We start from the raw sequence: 17,414 nt of genomic DNA on the forward strand, positions 1-17,414 counted from the left end.
CTCTGCCCCGCTTTTCGCGCGCAAGGCGCGCCGCGTCCCCTTATTCCAGACCGTACCTGCGCAGCTTGTTGTGCAGGGTGGCTCTGGTGATGCCGAGTCGGCGGGCTGCCTCGCTCTTGTTGTCGCCCGACAGGCGCAATGTTTCCTCAATGGCCCTGCGCTCCACTGCGTCCAGCGACAGGCCCGCCAGCGCAAAACCCTCGCCCGGACGGCGCTCGCCTTCTCCGTCACGGGTCACGGCTGACGGCAGTTCCCGCCCCGTGACAAGATCACCGGCACACAAAATGACCGCCCTTTCCACCGCGTTTTCCAGTTCGCGCACATTGCCCGGCCAGTCGTGCCGCAGCAGACAATCCAGAGCCTGGGCGGAAAATCCCCTGACAGACTTGCGGTTGCGCTCGGCAAAACGTTCCAGAAAGCGGGCCGCCAGCAGGGGAATGTCTTCCACCCTCTCGCGCAGGGGCGGCACCTCCACAGTGATGACATTGAGCCGGAAATAAAGGTCTTCGCGAAAGCGCTTCTGCGCCACCTCCTCGCGCAGATCGCGGTTGGTGGCCGCCAGCACGCGCACGTCCACACGCAGGGGAATGTCCGATCCCACGCGCTGCACCTCGCCCTCCTGCAGCACGCGCAGCAGCTTGGCCTGGAGGGGCAGGGGCATTTCGCCCACCTCGTCCAGAAAAAGCGTGCCGCCGTCAGCCTGCGCAAAACGTCCTTCGCGCCGCCGGTCAGCGCCGGTAAAAGAGCCTTTTTCGTGCCCGAAGAGTTCCGATTCCAGCAGATTTTCCGCCAGAGCCGCGCAATTTACCGTGATCAGCGGCCTTTCCGCCCGCGGGCTGCCACTGTGCAGGGCGCGGGCTACCAGTTCCTTGCCGGTTCCCGATTCGCCGGTGATGAGCACTGTGGCGCGCGTGGGCGCCACGGTGCCGATGATCTCCCGCATGGCAACCACGGCGGGGCTGCGCCCCAGAATGCCGGGGCTTGCGGCGGCTTCGCCCAGTTGGCGGCGCAGTTCGCGGTTTTCCACGCTCAGGCGGGAGTGGTCGATGGCCTGGGCCAGGGCATTTTTGAGCGCGTCAAAGTCCAGGGGTTTGACCAGATAATCGTACGCGCCGAGCCGCAGGGCCTCCACCGCTGTTTCCACCGAGGAGTAGGCCGTCATGAGCAGCACGGGCAGCGCCGGATTGTAGGCCAGAATCTCCCGCAGTGCGCCGATGCCGTCCATGCGCGCCATGCGCACGTCCGTGAGCACCGCGTCCAGAGATTTTTCGCGCACCAGGGCCACGGCCTCGTCTCCGTCCGCGGCCTCCTCCACCCGGTAGCCCCAGGAGGCAAGCACCGTGCACAACATGCCGCGGTGCGCGGCGTCATCGTCCACAACCAGAATGCAGTCTGCCACGCTGTTCTCCTTCTGCACGCCCAAAAGGCCCTTTGCCGGGTGCGCCGGACGGGGAGCCTGCCTTTTCCCGGATTTCGGGCCGTTTCGGCCTGTCAGCCCTCGTGGGGAATGGCCGCCTGCGTCTCCCCAAAGGCCTGCGGCAGCCAGATGCGGAACGTGGTTTCCCCGCGACGCCCCTCGCCAGCCTGACGGGACTCCACGCTGATCTCGCCGCCATGAGCCTCCACGATCTTGTGCGCCGTGGCCAGGCCCAGCCCTGTTCCCTGCGCCTTGGATGTGAAATAGGGATCAAAAATATGCGGCAGAACGCCGGGCGCAATACCCGTTCCGTTGTCGCGCACCAGCACGCAAATGCGCCCTTTCTGCCGCATGAGGCCCAACGTCAGCACGCCGCCGCCGGGCATGGCGTCCAGCGCATTGAGGCAGAGGTTGAGCAGAACCTGCTCCATGCGCTCCGGATCGGCCAGGGCCGCGGGCGTTGCGCGCGCGAAACGGCGAACAATGCGCACGCCGCGTTTTTCCGCGTCACGGGCCACAAGGCAGAGGATGTGGTCCAGCACGCTTTCCAGCTTCACGGCGCGGGGGCGGATGTCGCTGGGCCGGGAAAGGCCGATGAGATCCGTGATCACGCGGTTGAGGCGGTCCACCTCGCTGACCATGACCCCGGCGGCCGCGCGGTCCGCGCTGCCCTCGGGAAAACGCTGTCCGAAATAGGTGGCGTATCCCTTGATGGAACTCAGGGGATTGCGGATCTCGTGCGCCACACCGGCCGCAAGGTTGCCCACAGCCGCCATCTTTTCCTTGCGGCGGACTTCTTCTTCCAGGCGCCGCACCCTGCCTTCGGCCCGGCGCTGGCCCTGCCGCCACTGCCGCGCCCGCTCGGCATAATACAGAGCCAGCAGGCACACCAGCCCCACCACCACCAGCACCCCTGTGAGCATGATGAGGTAGTCGCGGTTCTGGTTGCGGGTGATTTCAAAGGGAGAAACGTCAAGCCCCAGAAAAATGACCGGCAGGGGGAGGCCCGCGGGCACATTGCGCAGCCCCGGCACGAACTGGCGGTACACCACAAAGGCCCTGTGCCCTTCCATGTGCATGATGCCCCAACGGGCATGGCTGTCCGGCGCAAGCCCCGCCATGTGCGTCTCGTCCAGTTCGGCCCCGTTGAAGCGCACGATCTCGCCCAGCCTTTCCCGGTCGCTGTGGGCCACGATGGTGCCGTCGGGCATGGCCAGGGCGACAAAAATGATGTCAGGCCCGCTGGCGATTTCTTCCAGCAGTATCTGCAGGCGCACCCCGGCCCCGCTGCGCATGCCCGAACGCAGGCCCCCCTCAAGGGCCACGATCAGGGACGAACCCTTTTCGCCCAGCAGACGCGCCATGCCCGCTTCGCTGCGCTGGTTGGCCATATAGGCCAGCAGAACAATGGCCAAAACCAGCACCGCCCCCGCTCCTCCCAGCAAAAGCCCCAGGGAAGCGCGGGAAGAGCGCGACAAAACACCCGCCGGGGCGGCTGTGGCCTGCGGAAGAATGGCAAACCGCGCGTTCTGGCTCATGGACGACAACTTTTGTGCTTGAACTTGGCCTTCAGGACAGGGTATTCTTTCCGGTAACTGCGTTCACGCCCTGTGGGCGCACGCAGGCGGCTTTTTTGGCCCGTTTTTTGCCCACTTCTTGCATGGCGACCCGTATGCTGAAAACCTTCCTGACCATCTGCGCCCTTGCATTCGCCGGCTCCGCCCTGCCCGCCCTTGCCAAAGACCCCCTGTGCGGCCCCCCGCCCTGCCCCGAAAAAGGCCCCGCAGCTCTGGACGCCTGGCTGCAAAGCCTCCCGCCGGAGCAGCGCCTCAAAGCCCGGGCCATCATGGCCGACCACGAGCGGCAGGTGCGCGAACTGCGCCACCGCATCATGCAAAAAAAGCGCGAACTGGAGCACCTCTGCTACGCCCAGGACACCCCGCCCGAAACCCTGCCCCGCCTCGGACGGGAATTGCAGCAGTTGCGGGACGAACTGCGCGCCCTCTTTTTGCGCGCCGACCAGCAAATGCGCGCCAAACTGGGCGTTGCGCCGGGCCGCCCCGCAAGCCGGGGATGCAGCATGGACTTTCCCGCACCCGCCGCGCAAGACTAGCCTTGCCTGACGCAGTCTGGCATCTTCGTGCCCCATGTGTCAAAAAAAAAGACAGTCTCTGCGCCTGACAGTATAAAAAATGGACAGAAGAACGCGGGCACAAATGCCCCAAACAGCCCTCACTCTCCCTGACCCCTTCTCTCCCAAAGAAAAAACAGGTTTGGCACAGCCGTTGCTATATTCCTGGCAAGACCGCGGCCCACGGCCGCGCAAACAGGAGATACGCATACCATGAATACACGTCGCATTGCTCTGCCCCTTCTGCTGGCTGTCGTCCTTGCCGGAGCCGCCCCGGTTGCCACAAGCATGGCGCATCCCCACGGAGGCTGTACGGACGAAGGTTTCCGCAAATGCCCCGGCGGATACGGTCACGGCCACGGCTTCCACATGGGCATGCGTTCCGGCCTGAGCCCCGAGCAGCAGGAAAAATACAAGGCCATTGTGAACGAATACTCCGGAAAGATGGCCCCCCTGGAAGACCAGATCTTTGTCAAACGGCAGGAGCTGCGCGCCCTGCAGAACGCGGCCACCCCCAATGTGGACAGCGTGCGCGCGCAAGCCACGGAACTGCGCAATCTGTACAGGCAACTGCACACCCTGCATGCAGAAATGTCCCAAAAGCTGGAAAGCGAAGCGGGATTGCCGGGATGCCCCGGCGGCGGCATGCGCAAGGGCGAAAAGCAGTAAGCCCGTCAGTCCACATACAGGCAGACTCCCGCCACATTCTCTCCCACAGGGCATGTGGCGGCCCCTCCCAAAAACAGTCCTCCTTGTTTCCGTTAACCTCTAACCCATGAAACCTCCTCTCCTCCCCGGCCGCCGGTCCCCCACCGGCGGCCGTACTCTGTCTGAAAACCGCGCTCCCGAAAATCGCACCCGCAATCAGATGCCGGACAGCAGAATGCGCACCACAGGCTCTCTGCTCCAGAATATCCGCTCCAGCCCCATATCCTCCCAGACCGGGCGCAGTTCCCTGCGCGCTCCCCACACATAGCCCTGTGCCGCCACAGGCAGTTGCACGGCAAAAGAGGAGCGGTCTTCCTGCGCCCTGCGCAGCGCGCGGCGCACAGCCAGCAACAGCCCCCGCCCCATGACGCGGCAGCCCAAAGCCGGGTCCACAGGCCCGGCCAGCAGGGAGCGCGCCAGGCTTTCTTCCGGCGCGAGGCCCATGCGAATCACGGGCACTCCGGCCTCAAGGGCCGCAAGCCAGGCGTGGGCCAGGGCACCCAGCGTCACGTCCAGCGGCCAGGGGGCATAGCCGCCCCCGCGCCAGATGCGGGCCAGTTCCGTGCCTTCCAGCACAAGGCAGGGATAGAAGCGCAGCATTTCTGCCCCGGCATCCAGCGCCAGCCGCACATCCGCCGCAAAATCCGCAGGGCTGTGCCCCGGCATGCCCGGCAAGAGCTGAACCCCCAGGCGCAGCCCGGCCGCGCGCACACGGGCGCAGGCTTCCAGGGCCGCGCTCCGGTCATAGCCCCTCCGGGAAGCGGCCAGAGCATGCTCCGCAAAGCTCTGCACCCCCAGTTCCACAATACCGCAACCTTCGCCGCGCAGACGCTCCAGCACAGCGGCATCCACCCGGTCGGGACGGGTGGAGACACGAAAGGACGTGACCAGACCCCCGTTCCGCGCCCCGCGGGCAAAATGCAGGCAGGCCGCCATTTCCGCGGGCGGCAGGGCAGTGAACGTGCCCCCGTAAAAAGCCGTCTCCGCAGGCGGCAGCCCCCGCGCTGCCCTGCTTTCCAGTTCCCGACGGGCCGCGGCGAGCACGGCGGACAAATCCGCTCGCACACCGCCGGGGGCACCCGGCGGGCACGGCGTCTGGCCGGTCTGCTCGTGCTGGGCGCAAAAGACACAACGCGCGTGGCATCCGCCAAAAGGCAGGAATACGGGCACAACGCATGCCTTCGACAAGCGGGGCATGTGCCAGGGCAGCGTCAGCACGCTGCCGGGCGCAGAAGCTGAAAAGGAGCGCCCGCTGTGCGGGGGCCGGGAAAAAAATGTTTGGAGCATGGCTGGCGGCGCGGGCAGGGGCATTGACGGACAAAAGAACGGCAGGGGCGCGGCACGGGACGCAACAGGGGAAACAATCAAAAAATGCCTTGCTCAATCCGCACGTTGCATGTATTTTTGTACACAAGATTTTTTGTATTGTGAAGCTGAACCAGACATGTGCCGCGCCGCTCCGGCGGCTCCGCACGGCATGCCGGAGTGTGCCATGAAAAAGACCCTGACCAAGGCCGACATTGTGGAGGCCATTTACGAAGAGACAGACAAAAACCGCGTGGACGTCAAGGGCGTTCTTGAAAAACTGCTGGAGATCATGAAGGGCGCCATCAAGAAAGACCGCGCCCTGCTCATCAGCGGCTTCGGCAAATTCGAGTGCTATGACAAGGCATCGCGCAAGGGCCGCAACCCCAAGACAGAGGCAACCATCACCCTGCCTCCCCGCAAGGTGGTGGTTTTCCGGCTTTCCCGCAAGTTCCGCGCCGAGTTGAACCCCTGACGCACGCTCCCGCAGGAATGGCCTTGCTTCGGTCAGCCGTTTGCTCCCGCCGTAACGGCCCCTGCCGCCTGCCGGGCGGGGCCGGATGCCGCAGGGCAGGAATCCGGCCACAGCATACGCCCGGTGCCGCACCCGGCGCCGGTTCAGGAAGCACCGGGAGACGCGCATGCTTTTCAACTCCTATTCCTTTCTCTTTGTCTTTTTTCCCCTGCTGCTGATTTTCTGGCGGCTGGCCGCCAACAGCGGTGCCGCCAGTCTCGGCCTTGTGCTGCTGCTCTTTTCCACGGTTTTTTACGCCTTGTGGGGCCTGCCCTTTCTCTGCCTGCTGGCGGCTGTGCTGGGCATGAACTACGCCTTTGCCCTGGCTCTGGCCGCCCCCGAGCGCGCGGAGGCGGAGGCGGACGCGGCCCCTGCCGGGCGCTGGCGCATCAGCCGCAAATGCCTGCTGGCAACGGCGCTGACCCTCAATGTGCTGCCCCTGCTCTGGTTCAAGTATTCCGCCTTTCTGGTCCAGAATCTGGCCGCCCTCTTTTCTGTCCAGTGGCAGTTCGACCCTCCGGGCCTGCCCCTGGGCATTTCTTTCTACACCTTCATCCAGATCGCCTGGCTGGTCAGTGTGTACCGGGGGCAGGTCACGCCGCAGGGCTTTTCCCGGCACGCGCTTTTTTCGGCCTGTTTTCCCTACGTCATTTCCGGTCCCATCGTGCGCTACGAACAGATGGGGCCGCAGTTTGACAGGCTCTCCGCAGCCACACCGGACGATCTGGCCAGCGGTCTTGCGCTGTTCACTCTGGGGCTGGGCAAAAAGGTGCTTCTGGCCGACAGCCTGGCCCTGTATGCCGATGCTGTTTTCAACGCGGCGGAAAAGGGCTTTCCCTTGAGCGGGGGCGAGGCCTGGCTGGGTTCTCTGGCTTATACCTTCCAGCTGTATTTCGACTTTTCCGGCTATACGGACATGGCCATCGGCCTGGGCCTCATGATCGGCCTGCGCCTGCCCGAAAACTTCCATTCTCCCTACAAATCCACGGGCATTGTGGACTTTTGGCGGCGCTGGCACATCACCCTCGGCTCCTGGCTGCGGGACTTTCTGTACATTCCGCTGGGCGGCAACCGCAAGGGACGCCTCACCCAGTACCGCAATCTTTTCCTGACCATGTTCATCGGCGGCGCGTGGCACGGCGCGGGCTGGACGTTTCTTGTGTGGGGCGCGCTGCACGGCCTCATGCTCAGCGTCAACCACTTCTTCCGCGCGCTGATCAGGGACAGCCCCCTGGAACGCATCATGGCGGCCGCCCCCGTGCGGCTCTGCTCCGTTCTTTTCACGTTTTTCTGCATCAATTTCTGCTGGGTGGTCTTCAGGGCGACCAGCATGGAAGGCGCGGGGCGCATCTATACGGCCATGTTCTGCGGCCCCTTCACCCCTGCCGCCGGATCCGGCGCCAATACGGAAGGGCTTTCCGGCATGGCCGCCCTCATGGGCTCCTGGCTGCCCAACCACTATTTCCAGAACTGGCTCCCCCTTGCCCTCCTTCTGCTCAGCTTTGCCATTGTCTGGGGTTTGCCCAACACCCGCGAGATATTCCACGGCAGGCGCGACGGCACACAGCCTTTCCTGCGCTGGCAGGCGTCACGGGCCTGGGCCACGGGGCTGGCGGCGCTGGCCTTTGTGAGTCTGATTCTGGTTTCGCGCAAGGCGACCTTTTTGTATTTCCAATTCTAGACAGGCTGCGTCACCATGAGCACCCCATCCCCAGGCCTTTTTCTCAAGCGGTATTTCGGCGTTCTTCTGGCCCTCGCCGCAGCGGGCTGCGCCGTGCTTCTGCCCTATACCTGCTGGTGGGTGTTTCGCAGCGGCGATGTGGCTGTGGAGCGCGCTGTGGACGCACAGGCCGGAGGCGACTTTGCCCTGTTCGGCTCCGGAATTTCCCAGGACTTTGTGGACTACAAGCTGCAACTCTACGCCCGCGTCAAGCCCGCGGTTGCGGCGGTGGGTTCGTCGCGCGTCATGCAGTTCCGTTCGGCCTATTTTCGTTCTTCCTTCCTCAATGTGGGCGGCACCGCGGGCAATCTGCCCGTGCTGCGTTCCACCCTCGAAGCCATGCTGCGCACGCACAGGCCCGAGGCCGTGCTCATCGGCCTGGATTTCTGGTGGTTCATGCCCCAGTGGAATCCCGATCCCTTCACGGAAGAGCCGCCCACCAGCGGTTCCTACAATTACGGCTTTGAAAGCCTGAAAAAACCCTGGACCTGGCTGCTGGAAGGCAAGATTTCGGCGCGCGACCTTGCGGCCTCCCTGCTGCCCGGGAGCCTGGGCGGCTTCCGCTCCGGCCGTTACGGCATCATGGCCCAGCAGACCGACGACGGCTTCGGCCCCGACGGTTCCTGGTATTATACCGGCGAAAGCACCGGGCAAAAACGCCCCTTTGACTACCAGTTCTCCGATACGCTGAGCCAGATACGCCACGGCATCAAGGCCTTCTACCGGGCCAAACCCCTGCCGGACAGCCGCGATGCGGGCGGCATCAGCAGCGCCCATCTGGACGCCTTTGCCGAGATCTACTGCCGCCTTGTCTCCCGCGGCATTGCCGTTTTCGTGTTCATCTCTCCCCTGTCCACGCGCGCCCTGGACGCCATGCGCCAGCACGAGGCCGACTATCCCCACCTTTTCCACCTGCGCAACGCCCTGCTGGAACGCGGCATCAATGTGATGGATTTTACCGACCCGCGCTCCTTTGCCTCGGGTGACTGCGAATTTTTCGACGGCTTTCACGGTGGCGAAGTGACCTATGTGCGCATGCTGCGCGACATGGCCGACCGCTGGCCCTCCCTGCTGGCCCATGTGGACATGGAAAAAATCAATGCCGTTATCCGCGACTGGCGCGGACACGCCCTGGTTTTTGACAAGCGCCTGACCAGCCTGCCGGAAATCGACTTCATGAACTTCAACTGCCCCAAGCGCACTGTGCGGGAATAGGCATGCTCCTGCTTTGCCGGGCAAAAAACGCCGCATCTCTCGCACTGGCGGTTCTTCTGGCGCTGCCTGCCTGCGCTTTTCCGGCCTTTTTCGCTCCGACCGCGCCGCTGCCCCCGTCTGTTCCCGCCGCAGCGCCTCCCAAAGCTCCCGCAAGCTCTCCTCCGGCCCACGTTGCGCAGCCCTCCGCGCCCGCAAGCCGTGCTCCCGAAACAACGGCGGCCCCCACCGCTCCCCCCGCTCCCGCAGTCCCGACAGGCCCCCACAACCCGGCAGCTCACGCACCCACGCCGCCGCAGGCCCAACAGGCCGGAAAACCCGGAACCAGTGGGGATGCCGCCCCGCCCGCGCCTCCCCTCCTTTCGCCCATGGAGGAAGCGGCGCGGGCCTATGCCCGGGGGGACCACACCAGCGCCCGGATCATCTGGGAGCGCCAGGCCGGGGCAGGAGACGGGCAGGCCATGAACAATCTGGGCGTGCTGTACGATCTCGGGCAGGGGGTGGAGCCGGACACGGGGCGCGCCCTGCACTGGTATGCCCAGTCCGCCGGGCGCGGATATCCCGCAGGCATGAGCAATTACGGCCGCATGCTGGAGCAGGGACGCGGCATTGCCGCCAATCCCCAGGAGGCCGCCCGCTGGTTTGATCTGGCAGCCCGTGAGGGATTGCCGGAGGCGCAGTACAATCTGGGCATGCTCTACGAACTGGGCCGGGGCGTCAGCAAGGATGCCCAGGCGGCCGCAGCCTGGTACAGCCGCGCCGCGATGCAAAACCAGACCGACGCTCTGGCGCGCCTCGGGCACATGTACCGCGTGGGGCAGGGCGTGAACGCCGATGCAGCCAGAGCCACGCTGCTGCTCTACGCCGCAGCCATGAACGGCGATGCCGGGGCCATGCGCGAACTGGAAGAAATGGCGGCCGCACAGCCGCGCGCCGAGGCCGTGCTTCTGGGGCAGCGCCTGGACAGCACCAACCGCGAGGCCATGCGTGCCGTGCTCAAAAAATACGGGGCCAAGCCCGTCCGCGAGGACGCAACCTATATCTGCGATATTTACGAAGCCGGGCGCATTGCGCCGGGGGCGCACCGCCTGTCTGCCTGCTACGGCCCCGGCAATCCGGCTCCGCTGGGCTTTCTGGAACTGGACTATCCCGCCGCTGCTCCGGACACGGCAAAACAGGTGGAGGCCATGCTCAGCCAACGCTTTGGAGCGCCTTCGGCAGGCGAGGGCGAGGATTCCCGCCTGTGGAACCTCGGCTCCGTTGTTGTGGCCACCCGCCACGAAGCCGCGCGCTCTGTCAGCATCATGTACATGATCCCCCGCGTCTACCACCTGACACGGGCGGACAAACGCTGAAAACGCCGCCTTTGCACGGCTTCCCCCGTATGCCGTTGCCATTGCATCTTCTTCGGGCTAGACTTTTCATCCAGCCAAAAGGAGCATGTCATGCACAGCCAGTGGACTCTGCAGGATGCAAAAAACAGGTTCAGCGCAGTGGTCAACGCCGCCTGCGCCGGTACGCCGCAAGTTGTGACCAGGCGCGGCAAGCCTGCGGCGGTGGTACTTTCCATGCATGATTACGAAGTTTTTCTTGAGCGCAGCAAGGCTTCCGCTCCGCAATTTACAGAATTTCTGCTTTCCATGCCTGCTGCCACAGAAGCGGAAGAAGCCTCCCCCCGGCAAAATATTGCCTTGCGGGAGGTGCTTTTCTGATGTTTTTGCTCGACACGATGGTGCTTTCGGAATTGCGCAAAAAAGACCGTAACCCCGGACTTGTGCGCTGGATCGGGCAACAAAAGGATCGTGATCTCTTTGTCAGCGTAGTGAGTATTGGCGAGATAGAGCGCGGCATATGCCGACAGCAAGCCAGGGACGCTGCTTTTGCACAAAAACTTGCCGCTTGGCTCGACCAGTTGCTATTGAGCCATGCTGACCGGATTCTGCCCGTGACCATACCCATTGCCCGCCGCTGGGGGCAGCTTGGTGCCGAACTGGGCCGGAGTGATGCCGACATCTTGATTGCGGCCACGGCCCTTGTTCACGGTATGTCCGTGGTGACACGCAACGAAAAACATTTTGCCCCTGCCGGAGTTCGCCTCATCAACCCTTGGGCATAGAGACGGAGAGCAGATGCACTTATCTCTCAACAGAACAACCTTGAGGCTGATAATTCTTTTCAACCGCCTTTTCAAAAAATTCCATCATGTCCGTGGCATCGCCCGAATTGTAAAAACGGGACAATCTGGTATGAAATTCTTCCGAATCTTCATTCATGACCGTTATCGGATAATAGCCGCGTTGGAGCAAAAGTCCATTCATCATCAGCGATGCAGTCCGCTTGTTTGCGTCATGAAAAAATTGTGAACGTGACATGAAAAGAAAGGCGGCAATGGCGGATTCTTTTGCTTCCGCCATATGGCGCAGAAACGCAAAGCCTTTTTCGGCAATGCGGGGGAGCTTTTCATGGCTTGGCGGAATGTACTCCACGCCTCCAATGGCAATATCGGAATCCCTGAACTTTCCCCACGTCAACGCATCTTCTTTCCCCACATACCCATGGAGAATACTGGCTGTTTGTGCGTCCAGGGCAAAAGTGCCTTCTGAAAGCAGTTCCACAAGTTTTTTTGCTCCATCACCGTAATTTTTCACCTGCATCAACTGGTCAATACGTATTCCGCTGACCGATTGCCCTTTCAGGATTGTTTCTGTCTGCGGCAGTGTTGTGGGATTGCCTTCAAGGGTTGTCATGCAATGCCATGTGATGGGGGCGATATTTTTCTGAAAAACACGCACAGCATTTTGGGTGTTGCCAGCATGGGGAATGTTGAAGTTCCGCCCGGCAGTCTCCCAGAACATCCCGTTCAGATTGTCCTTCATGTCAGATTTCATGGCGCCACGTGTCTCTTGATTTTGCCGTTCACTTTCTGCCCGTGTCACATCATCTCTGGCCCGTCATGTACTGCCTGCCCAAACACTACGAGAAAAAAACCGCCAGGGGAAGACATTGCATACGGAAAGCAAACCCATTACTGTCCGGTCAGGCGGTGAAGTCCGGCAGGCCGAAGCTCTGCCGCTTTTTTCGGGAATTTGGAACTTCTCTACAGAGCACGCATGCCGGGCAGGCGGGATGAACCGGAAGACGATAATAGCATGGGGGTGCATGGTGATCATGACACTGACGGGGTGGGCTGCCGCCAGTGCGGAACCCGAACCTGACGGGGCTGTGGTGGACACTTCCCGCAGGGATGCGCCCCAAAGCACTGTATCCAAAGATATTGTCGCATTTTCCGTACAATTTGCCTGGAATGACGAAATCGGCCATTCGGAAAACGGCATGTTTGTTCCCGATGCCGAGCAGCCGTACCCGCAGGGAATCTGGCGACTGACGCTGAAAAAATCGCAAGACAGCGCTGTGCTGGAGATACAGTGCCAGAACGCCGGGCTGCGGGTGGCGGGCACTGTGCCCTCTGCCACGCTCCCGGCCCTGCAGGAACTCATTGAACTGCGCGGTATCGCACGCCTCAACGGGCACGCCAAAAGGGACACTGCCCTGGGCGAACTGCTGGATTTGCACATTCGCTACGCATCGGGCGAGCGCATCACGGCCCATGCCGAGGGCGGCGGCGCCACTTTGCCGGAGAAACACTGGAATCCGCTGTGGTTTCTGGATTTCTTCAGAAACATCGCTACGGACAATTCCCTGTGGCCAGCAGGAAATACCGAATGAGAACAAGGTGAAGGTGGACGAGAATACGCCGGAAGCCGCCACAAAAGGCTTTGGCCCCAATGTGGAAGTTGTGGTGAGGGACTGATCTGAACTGGTTTTGACTTGTTCTGAACAGACTGGAGCGGGCCGCTTCTGCTCGAAGCGGCCCGCTCCAGTCTGACTGCTCCACTACTTCCGCATGGCCCGCAGACCGTTTGCGATGACGGCCAGAGCCGCGCCCACGTCCGCAAAAACCGCCATCCACATGGTTGCCAGCCCCATGAAGGTCAGGGCGAAGAACAGAGCTTTCACGCCAAGGGCAAAAATGATGTTCTGCACCAGAATCGCATGGGTAGCTCTGGACAGGCCGATAAAACGCGGTATCTTGCGCAAATCGTCATCCATCAGGGCCACGTCGGCGGTTTCGATGGCCGTGTCCGTGCCGCTGCCCGCCATGGCAAAGCCCACATGAGCCCTGGCCAGAGCCGGGGCATCGTTGATGCCGTCACCCACCATGCCCACCCTGCCGCCTGCCGCTTCCAGTTCTTCCACAATACGGAGCTTGTCTTCCGGCAAAAGGTTCCCCCTGAAGCCGTCCACGCCCACCTGCCCGGCAATGGCCCTGGCCGTATGCTCATTGTCGCCGGTGAGCATCATGGTCTTTACGCCAAGCTTTTTCAGCTCCTGAACAGCCTCGATACTGGAATCCTTCAGGGTGTCGGCCACAGCAAACAGGCCCTGCACGCCTTTTTCGCCGACCAGGGCCACGACCGTCTTGCCCTCCTTTTCCAGGGCGGAGATCTGCTCCTCCAGTGGGGCCGAAGACTTTTTCAGTTCTTCCACCATGCGGCGGTTGCCGAGATACCACTTCTGGCCGCCTGTCACGCCGCTGACTCCCTGACCGGGAATGGCCGCAAAATCGTCCACATCACGCAGGGGCACAGCATTTGCCGCCGCGTTTTCCGCAATGGCCCGCGATACGGGGTGGTCGGAGCGGGCCGCAAGGCTGGAGGCAATGGTCACGGTCTCGGCGCTGTCGCCATTGCCGAGGTTCACAAAATCCGTCTGGCGCGGCTGGCCGTGAGTGATGGTGCCGGTTTTGTCCAGAGCCACCCACGTGAGCAGCCGTCCCTGTTCCAGAAACGTGCCGCCCTTGACCAGAATGCCGTAGCGCGTGGCGGCAGCCATGCCGGAAACAATGCTCACCGGCGTGGAGATGACCAGAGCGCAGGGGCAACCGATAACCAGCAGAACCAGCGCGGTATACACGGATTCTGCCCACACGCCGCCCATGAACAACGGCGGGATGACGCCGGCGAGAATAGCGGTCAGGAACACTGCCGGGGTATAATACCTGGCGAACTGGTCAACAAAACGCTGTATGGGCGCGCGTTTGCCCTGCGCCTCTTCCACGGCATGGATGATGCGGGCCAGCGTTGAGTTGGTGGCGGTTGCCGTCACTGCGAATTCAAAGGAACCGGATTCGTTGATGGTGCCCGCGTACACGGTATCGCCCACGGTCTTTTCCACCGGCAGGCTCTCGCCCGTGATGGGAGCCTGATTGATGGCGGATTGCCCGTGTACGATGATGCCGTCAAGGCCGACCCTTTCACCGGGCTTCACCCGCACACGGCTGCCAACCGCTATCTGACGGATGTCCACGTCCGCCCATGTCCCATCGGCACGGAGCACCGTGGCCTTTTCCGGCGCAAGGGCCAGCAGGTTCCTGATGGCCTTTCTGGCCTTGTCCAGAGCCTTGGCTTCAATGGCTTCGGACAGGTTGAACAGCACCATGACCATGGCGGCTTCCGGATACTGCCCGATCATGACCGCGCCGGTAACGGCCACACACATGAGCGCGTTGATGTTCAGATTGAGGTGGGAAACAGCAAGCCAGCCCTTTCTGTATGTGGAAAATCCGGCAAAAATGATGGCCAGCACGGCGAAAATCACGGGAAGCCATTCCATGACCCCGATACCGTCAATTTTCCAGGCGTGCAGGTCACTGCCAAAGGGGCTGACCTTCCATGCGGCCATCAACTCGAAGGCTTCGGAAAGAGCGGCAAACACCCCGGCAATGGCAAGCCTGGCCCAGGGGATTTGCGCATCCGGCATGACGTTGGTTTCCCCGGTTTCCGCATCCATGAGTCTGGCATCCATATTCAGGGATGTCAGAGCATCCGCAATGGCGGGCAGAGCCGCAGGCTCGTGGCGTACCTTCACGATGCGCTGTATCAGGTTGAACTCAAGCCCCAAAACGCCGGGCATGCCCGCAAGCCTTGTCCTGATCAGGTTTTCTTCCACCGGGCAGTCCATGCCGTTGACCGCAAATACGGCCACGGAGCCCTGCTTGCCGCTGACGGGTTCCGGCGCCATGTCGATGGCCTTCAGCGCGGCTACAATGGGTTCTGTTGTGGGCAATTCGTGGTCAACGGCAAGCACACGCTGCATCAGGTCAAACTCAAGGTTCCTGATGCCGGGAATGCCCGCCAGCTTTTTGCGGATCAGACTTTCTTCCATGGGGCAATCCATGTTCATGATCCGGTAAACGGCGCGTGTATCAGAGGACTCACCGACAGACGGCATGCCCACCGGCTGCGGGGCGGCACGGTCATGGCTGCAACAACCGCCATGCTCATGCGAGTGGCCGCGGGCATGACGGTCATGTGCATGGTCGTGTCCCTTGCAACTTCCGTGATCATGGTCGCACGATTCGCCGTGAGCGGACTCATGGTTCAGGGCGTGTGCCGTTTCGCGGTCATGCTTGTGACCGCATCCGCATGATTCCTTATGCGCATGGCTTTGCCCCACAGCTTTTTCACAAACATAGCCGACAGGATGCTGCAAGCCGCAGGGACAAAGTGCTGTAGCTACAGTCATGGATTTTCTCCGAATATGGTATGGTGTGCAATTTTACGGCGGTATTGCCCGGTCATCTTTCTTTTCGTCAAAACTGGCGCCCGCAGGAACTGCAGGGTCAGGCAGATTTCAAAAAATATTTTCCGGACCACCAGCCTGATGTAAAGATTGCTGCCTATAGCCGGTATAGGGTCAAGGTTTTTTTTAAATGGAGAAAAAAAATGACATCGCTTGACGCTACGGTTGATACAGATTCCGTACTGGCGGCAAGAATCTTACAAAATGTCAAAATATTGCGCGCTGACGCGGCGTGGGCAGCGGCATTTTGACAGACGGAAAACCTATAGTTACTATATATCTTGGAGGGAATGCATGCGGCTGAAAATTGGTGAACTTGCAAAATTGGCCGGGTGTCAGGTCGTCACGATACGCTTTTACGAGAAGGAAGGTCTGTTGCGTGAGCCGGAGCGTACAGGCGCAAACTACAGGCTCTATGGCGATGAAGATATCGAGCGGCTGCGGTTCATCATGCATTGCCGCCGTCACGGCATGAAGCTTTCGGAAATCCGGGAGCTTCTGGCGTTCAAAGACAAGCCCAGGGCGGATTGCGGCTGGATCAACACCCTGGTTGAAAAGCACATCGACAATGTGACCCACCAGATCGCGTCATTGCTTGGCCTCAAAGAACAGTTGGAAAAATTGCTGCACGAGTGTTCCGGCGAAAGAAAGGGCACATGCGGCATTCTGGAAAGCCTGACAGAGGCTGACGGATGCCCGTATTGCGAAAACTTCCGCTGCCGGGCAAAAGCAGACACGGCAAACAAAAACGTGAAGAAAATCAAATAGTGGCGTCAGATCTTGAAGGCTCCAGATTTCGGCGCACTATCAACGGCTTGAGCGCAGAAGGCGCTTTTGTCAGCCTGCCGGACAGCCTTGCCTGAAAGGACTGGCTCGGGCAGGATAGCATCTGGGCGGAGAGTACGGGCATAAGAACTCAAGTCCAAAATCTCCTTGTGCGGTTTGATTTTGTACACCATCTCCATGCCACGGCCGGGCAACAGGCGGCACGGGCCAAAGAGAGGACGGCATGAGCCTGTCGCGCATAGTTTTATGCGGCTTCAAATCCATACGGGACTGCGACCTCACTCTGAACAACGGCCTGAATGTGCTGATCGGAGCCAATGGCGCGGGGAAGTCAAATTTTATCAGTTTTTTCAAGATGATTCGTGAACTTCTTGAAGGCAGGCTTCAACACTATATCAGCAAAAACGGCGGCCCTGATTCTGTGCTTTACTTTGGCCGCAAAGTGACAAAACAAATCTCCACTGAATTGTATTTTGGAAATAATGGATACAAGTTCGTCCTTGAACCGACAAATGACAACAGGATGATGTTTTCCAAAGAATGCCTGTGGTGGAATATGCGAGGTGATTGGGACGAAAATTCCGGACACTTTGAAACAAAATTTCATAAAAACATTGGTACAAGTCAAGCCATATACAGTTATACGATACCCAAAATGAAACGATGGGTTGTCTATCATTTTCATGACACAGGTGAAAGCTCACCCATCAAGCAGCGCCATGGACTCAACGACAACGTGTATTTCAGAGAAGACGCGTCCAATCTGGCAGCTTTCCTTTATTTGCTGAAAAACAATTACTCCAGAGAGTATCAGCAAATCATCAAGACCATTCGGCTGGTGGCCCCCTTCTTCAAGGACTTTTTCCTCCGCCCCCAGCCGGACAATGAATGCTCCACCGGCTAAAGCCGGTGGTATCGGAAACAGCTAAAGCTGGCGATTGCGGATGAAATCCGCCGACAGCTTGGCGGGTTGGCAAAA

At 61.0% G+C, this 17,414-nt stretch carries 18 protein-coding genes; 13 read left to right on the forward strand and 5 right to left on the reverse strand.

Annotation, left to right across the window (positions count from 1 at the left end; all coding sequences use genetic code 11):
- Positions 1 to 40: 40 nt before the first annotated feature.
- Positions 41 to 1,351, reverse strand: a complete 1,311-nt coding sequence (locus tag EII23_RS05385) for a sigma-54-dependent transcriptional regulator (RefSeq protein WP_409360227.1) — start codon at positions 1,349 to 1,351, stop codon at positions 41 to 43.
- A 140-nt stretch (positions 1,352 to 1,491) separates the two neighbouring features.
- The gene (gene zraS, locus EII23_RS05390) at positions 1,492 to 2,955 is read right to left on the reverse strand and encodes a two-component system sensor histidine kinase ZraS (protein WP_124792361.1); all 1,464 of its coding nucleotides are present in this window, start codon (positions 2,953 to 2,955) and stop codon (positions 1,492 to 1,494) included.
- A 134-nt stretch (positions 2,956 to 3,089) separates the two neighbouring features.
- On the opposite strand from zraS, the gene EII23_RS05395 reads away from it, so the two are divergent.
- Together EII23_RS05395 and EII23_RS05400 are read left to right on the forward strand one after the other, a co-directional pair.
- On the forward strand, positions 3,090 to 3,530 hold the full coding sequence (locus tag EII23_RS05395) for a periplasmic heavy metal sensor (protein WP_185702311.1): 441 nt from the start codon (positions 3,090 to 3,092) through the stop codon (positions 3,528 to 3,530).
- Positions 3,531 to 3,761: 231 nt separating this feature from the next.
- Positions 3,762 to 4,217, forward strand: coding sequence for a periplasmic heavy metal sensor (locus tag EII23_RS05400; RefSeq protein ID WP_124792363.1), 456 nt, complete (start codon positions 3,762 to 3,764; stop codon positions 4,215 to 4,217).
- A gap of 195 nt (positions 4,218 to 4,412) precedes the next feature.
- Here EII23_RS05400 and EII23_RS05405 read toward each other — a convergent pair whose 3' ends face one another.
- Positions 4,413 to 5,543, reverse strand: coding sequence for a radical SAM protein (locus EII23_RS05405; protein ID WP_124792364.1), 1,131 nt, complete (start codon positions 5,541 to 5,543; stop codon positions 4,413 to 4,415).
- 205 nt (positions 5,544 to 5,748) lie between these two features.
- Here EII23_RS05405 and EII23_RS05410 point away from each other — a divergent pair, with 205 nt between their 5' ends.
- The 6 genes from EII23_RS05410 to EII23_RS05435 all read left to right on the forward strand — a co-directional run bounded on the left by EII23_RS05410 (position 5,749) and on the right by EII23_RS05435 (position 11,123).
- Complete coding sequence (locus tag EII23_RS05410) at positions 5,749 to 6,036, forward strand: HU family DNA-binding protein (protein ID WP_124792365.1); 288 nt, start codon at positions 5,749 to 5,751, stop codon at positions 6,034 to 6,036.
- A 166-nt stretch (positions 6,037 to 6,202) separates the two neighbouring features.
- A complete protein-coding gene (locus EII23_RS05415; protein WP_124792366.1) occupies positions 6,203 to 7,756 on the forward strand; it encodes an MBOAT family protein in 1,554 nt (517 codons plus the stop codon).
- Between the two features lie 15 nt (positions 7,757 to 7,771).
- A complete protein-coding gene (locus tag EII23_RS05420) occupies positions 7,772 to 9,010 on the forward strand; it encodes a hypothetical protein (protein ID WP_124792367.1) in 1,239 nt (412 codons plus the stop codon).
- 2 nt (positions 9,011 to 9,012) lie between these two features.
- Positions 9,013 to 10,362: a tetratricopeptide repeat protein gene (locus EII23_RS05425; RefSeq protein ID WP_124792368.1), complete on the forward strand. Its 1,350-nt coding sequence runs from the start codon at positions 9,013 to 9,015 to the stop codon at positions 10,360 to 10,362.
- Between the two features lie 90 nt (positions 10,363 to 10,452).
- Entirely contained in the window at positions 10,453 to 10,719 is a 267-nt protein-coding gene (locus tag EII23_RS05430; protein ID WP_124792369.1) for a type II toxin-antitoxin system Phd/YefM family antitoxin, read from the forward strand.
- Positions 10,719 to 11,123, forward strand: a complete 405-nt coding sequence (locus EII23_RS05435) for a type II toxin-antitoxin system VapC family toxin (protein ID WP_124792370.1) — start codon at positions 10,719 to 10,721, stop codon at positions 11,121 to 11,123. Before EII23_RS05430 ends, EII23_RS05435 begins: the two co-directional genes overlap by 1 nt.
- Before the next feature lie 19 nt (positions 11,124 to 11,142).
- Here EII23_RS05435 and EII23_RS05440 read toward each other — a convergent pair whose 3' ends face one another.
- Positions 11,143 to 11,943 carry a Fic family protein gene (locus tag EII23_RS05440; protein WP_124792371.1) on the reverse strand — a complete coding sequence of 267 codons (801 nt, stop codon included), beginning with the start codon at positions 11,941 to 11,943 and terminating at the stop codon, positions 11,143 to 11,145.
- Between the two features lie 223 nt (positions 11,944 to 12,166).
- On the opposite strand from EII23_RS05440, the gene EII23_RS05445 reads away from it, so the two are divergent.
- Positions 12,167 to 12,733 (forward strand): hypothetical protein, encoded by a 567-nt coding sequence (locus EII23_RS05445; protein WP_124792372.1) that lies wholly within the window; start codon positions 12,167 to 12,169, stop codon positions 12,731 to 12,733.
- Positions 12,734 to 12,901: 168 nt separating this feature from the next.
- Here EII23_RS05445 and EII23_RS05450 read toward each other — a convergent pair whose 3' ends face one another.
- The gene (locus EII23_RS05450) at positions 12,902 to 15,298 is read right to left on the reverse strand and encodes a heavy metal translocating P-type ATPase (protein ID WP_221620365.1); all 2,397 of its coding nucleotides are present in this window, start codon (positions 15,296 to 15,298) and stop codon (positions 12,902 to 12,904) included.
- 27 nt (positions 15,299 to 15,325) lie between these two features.
- Between EII23_RS05450 and EII23_RS13135 the strand changes: the two genes are divergently transcribed.
- The 4 genes from EII23_RS13135 to EII23_RS05465 all read left to right on the forward strand — a co-directional run bounded on the left by EII23_RS13135 (position 15,326) and on the right by EII23_RS05465 (position 17,339).
- Positions 15,326 to 15,496 (forward strand): hypothetical protein, encoded by a 171-nt coding sequence (locus EII23_RS13135; RefSeq protein ID WP_221620366.1) that lies wholly within the window; start codon positions 15,326 to 15,328, stop codon positions 15,494 to 15,496.
- A gap of 116 nt (positions 15,497 to 15,612) precedes the next feature.
- Complete coding sequence (locus tag EII23_RS05455) at positions 15,613 to 15,900, forward strand: hypothetical protein (RefSeq protein WP_124792374.1); 288 nt, start codon at positions 15,613 to 15,615, stop codon at positions 15,898 to 15,900.
- Between the two features lie 43 nt (positions 15,901 to 15,943).
- A complete protein-coding gene (locus tag EII23_RS05460) occupies positions 15,944 to 16,417 on the forward strand; it encodes a Cd(II)/Pb(II)-responsive transcriptional regulator (RefSeq protein ID WP_124792375.1) in 474 nt (157 codons plus the stop codon).
- A gap of 241 nt (positions 16,418 to 16,658) precedes the next feature.
- Positions 16,659 to 17,339, forward strand: coding sequence for an AAA family ATPase (locus EII23_RS05465; RefSeq protein ID WP_124792376.1), 681 nt, complete (start codon positions 16,659 to 16,661; stop codon positions 17,337 to 17,339).
- Positions 17,340 to 17,414 lie beyond the last annotated feature (75 nt).

This window comes from Desulfovibrio sp. OH1186_COT-070, assembly GCF_003860215.1.
In the GTDB taxonomy this organism is placed as follows: Bacteria; Desulfobacterota; Desulfovibrionia; order Desulfovibrionales; family Desulfovibrionaceae; genus Desulfovibrio.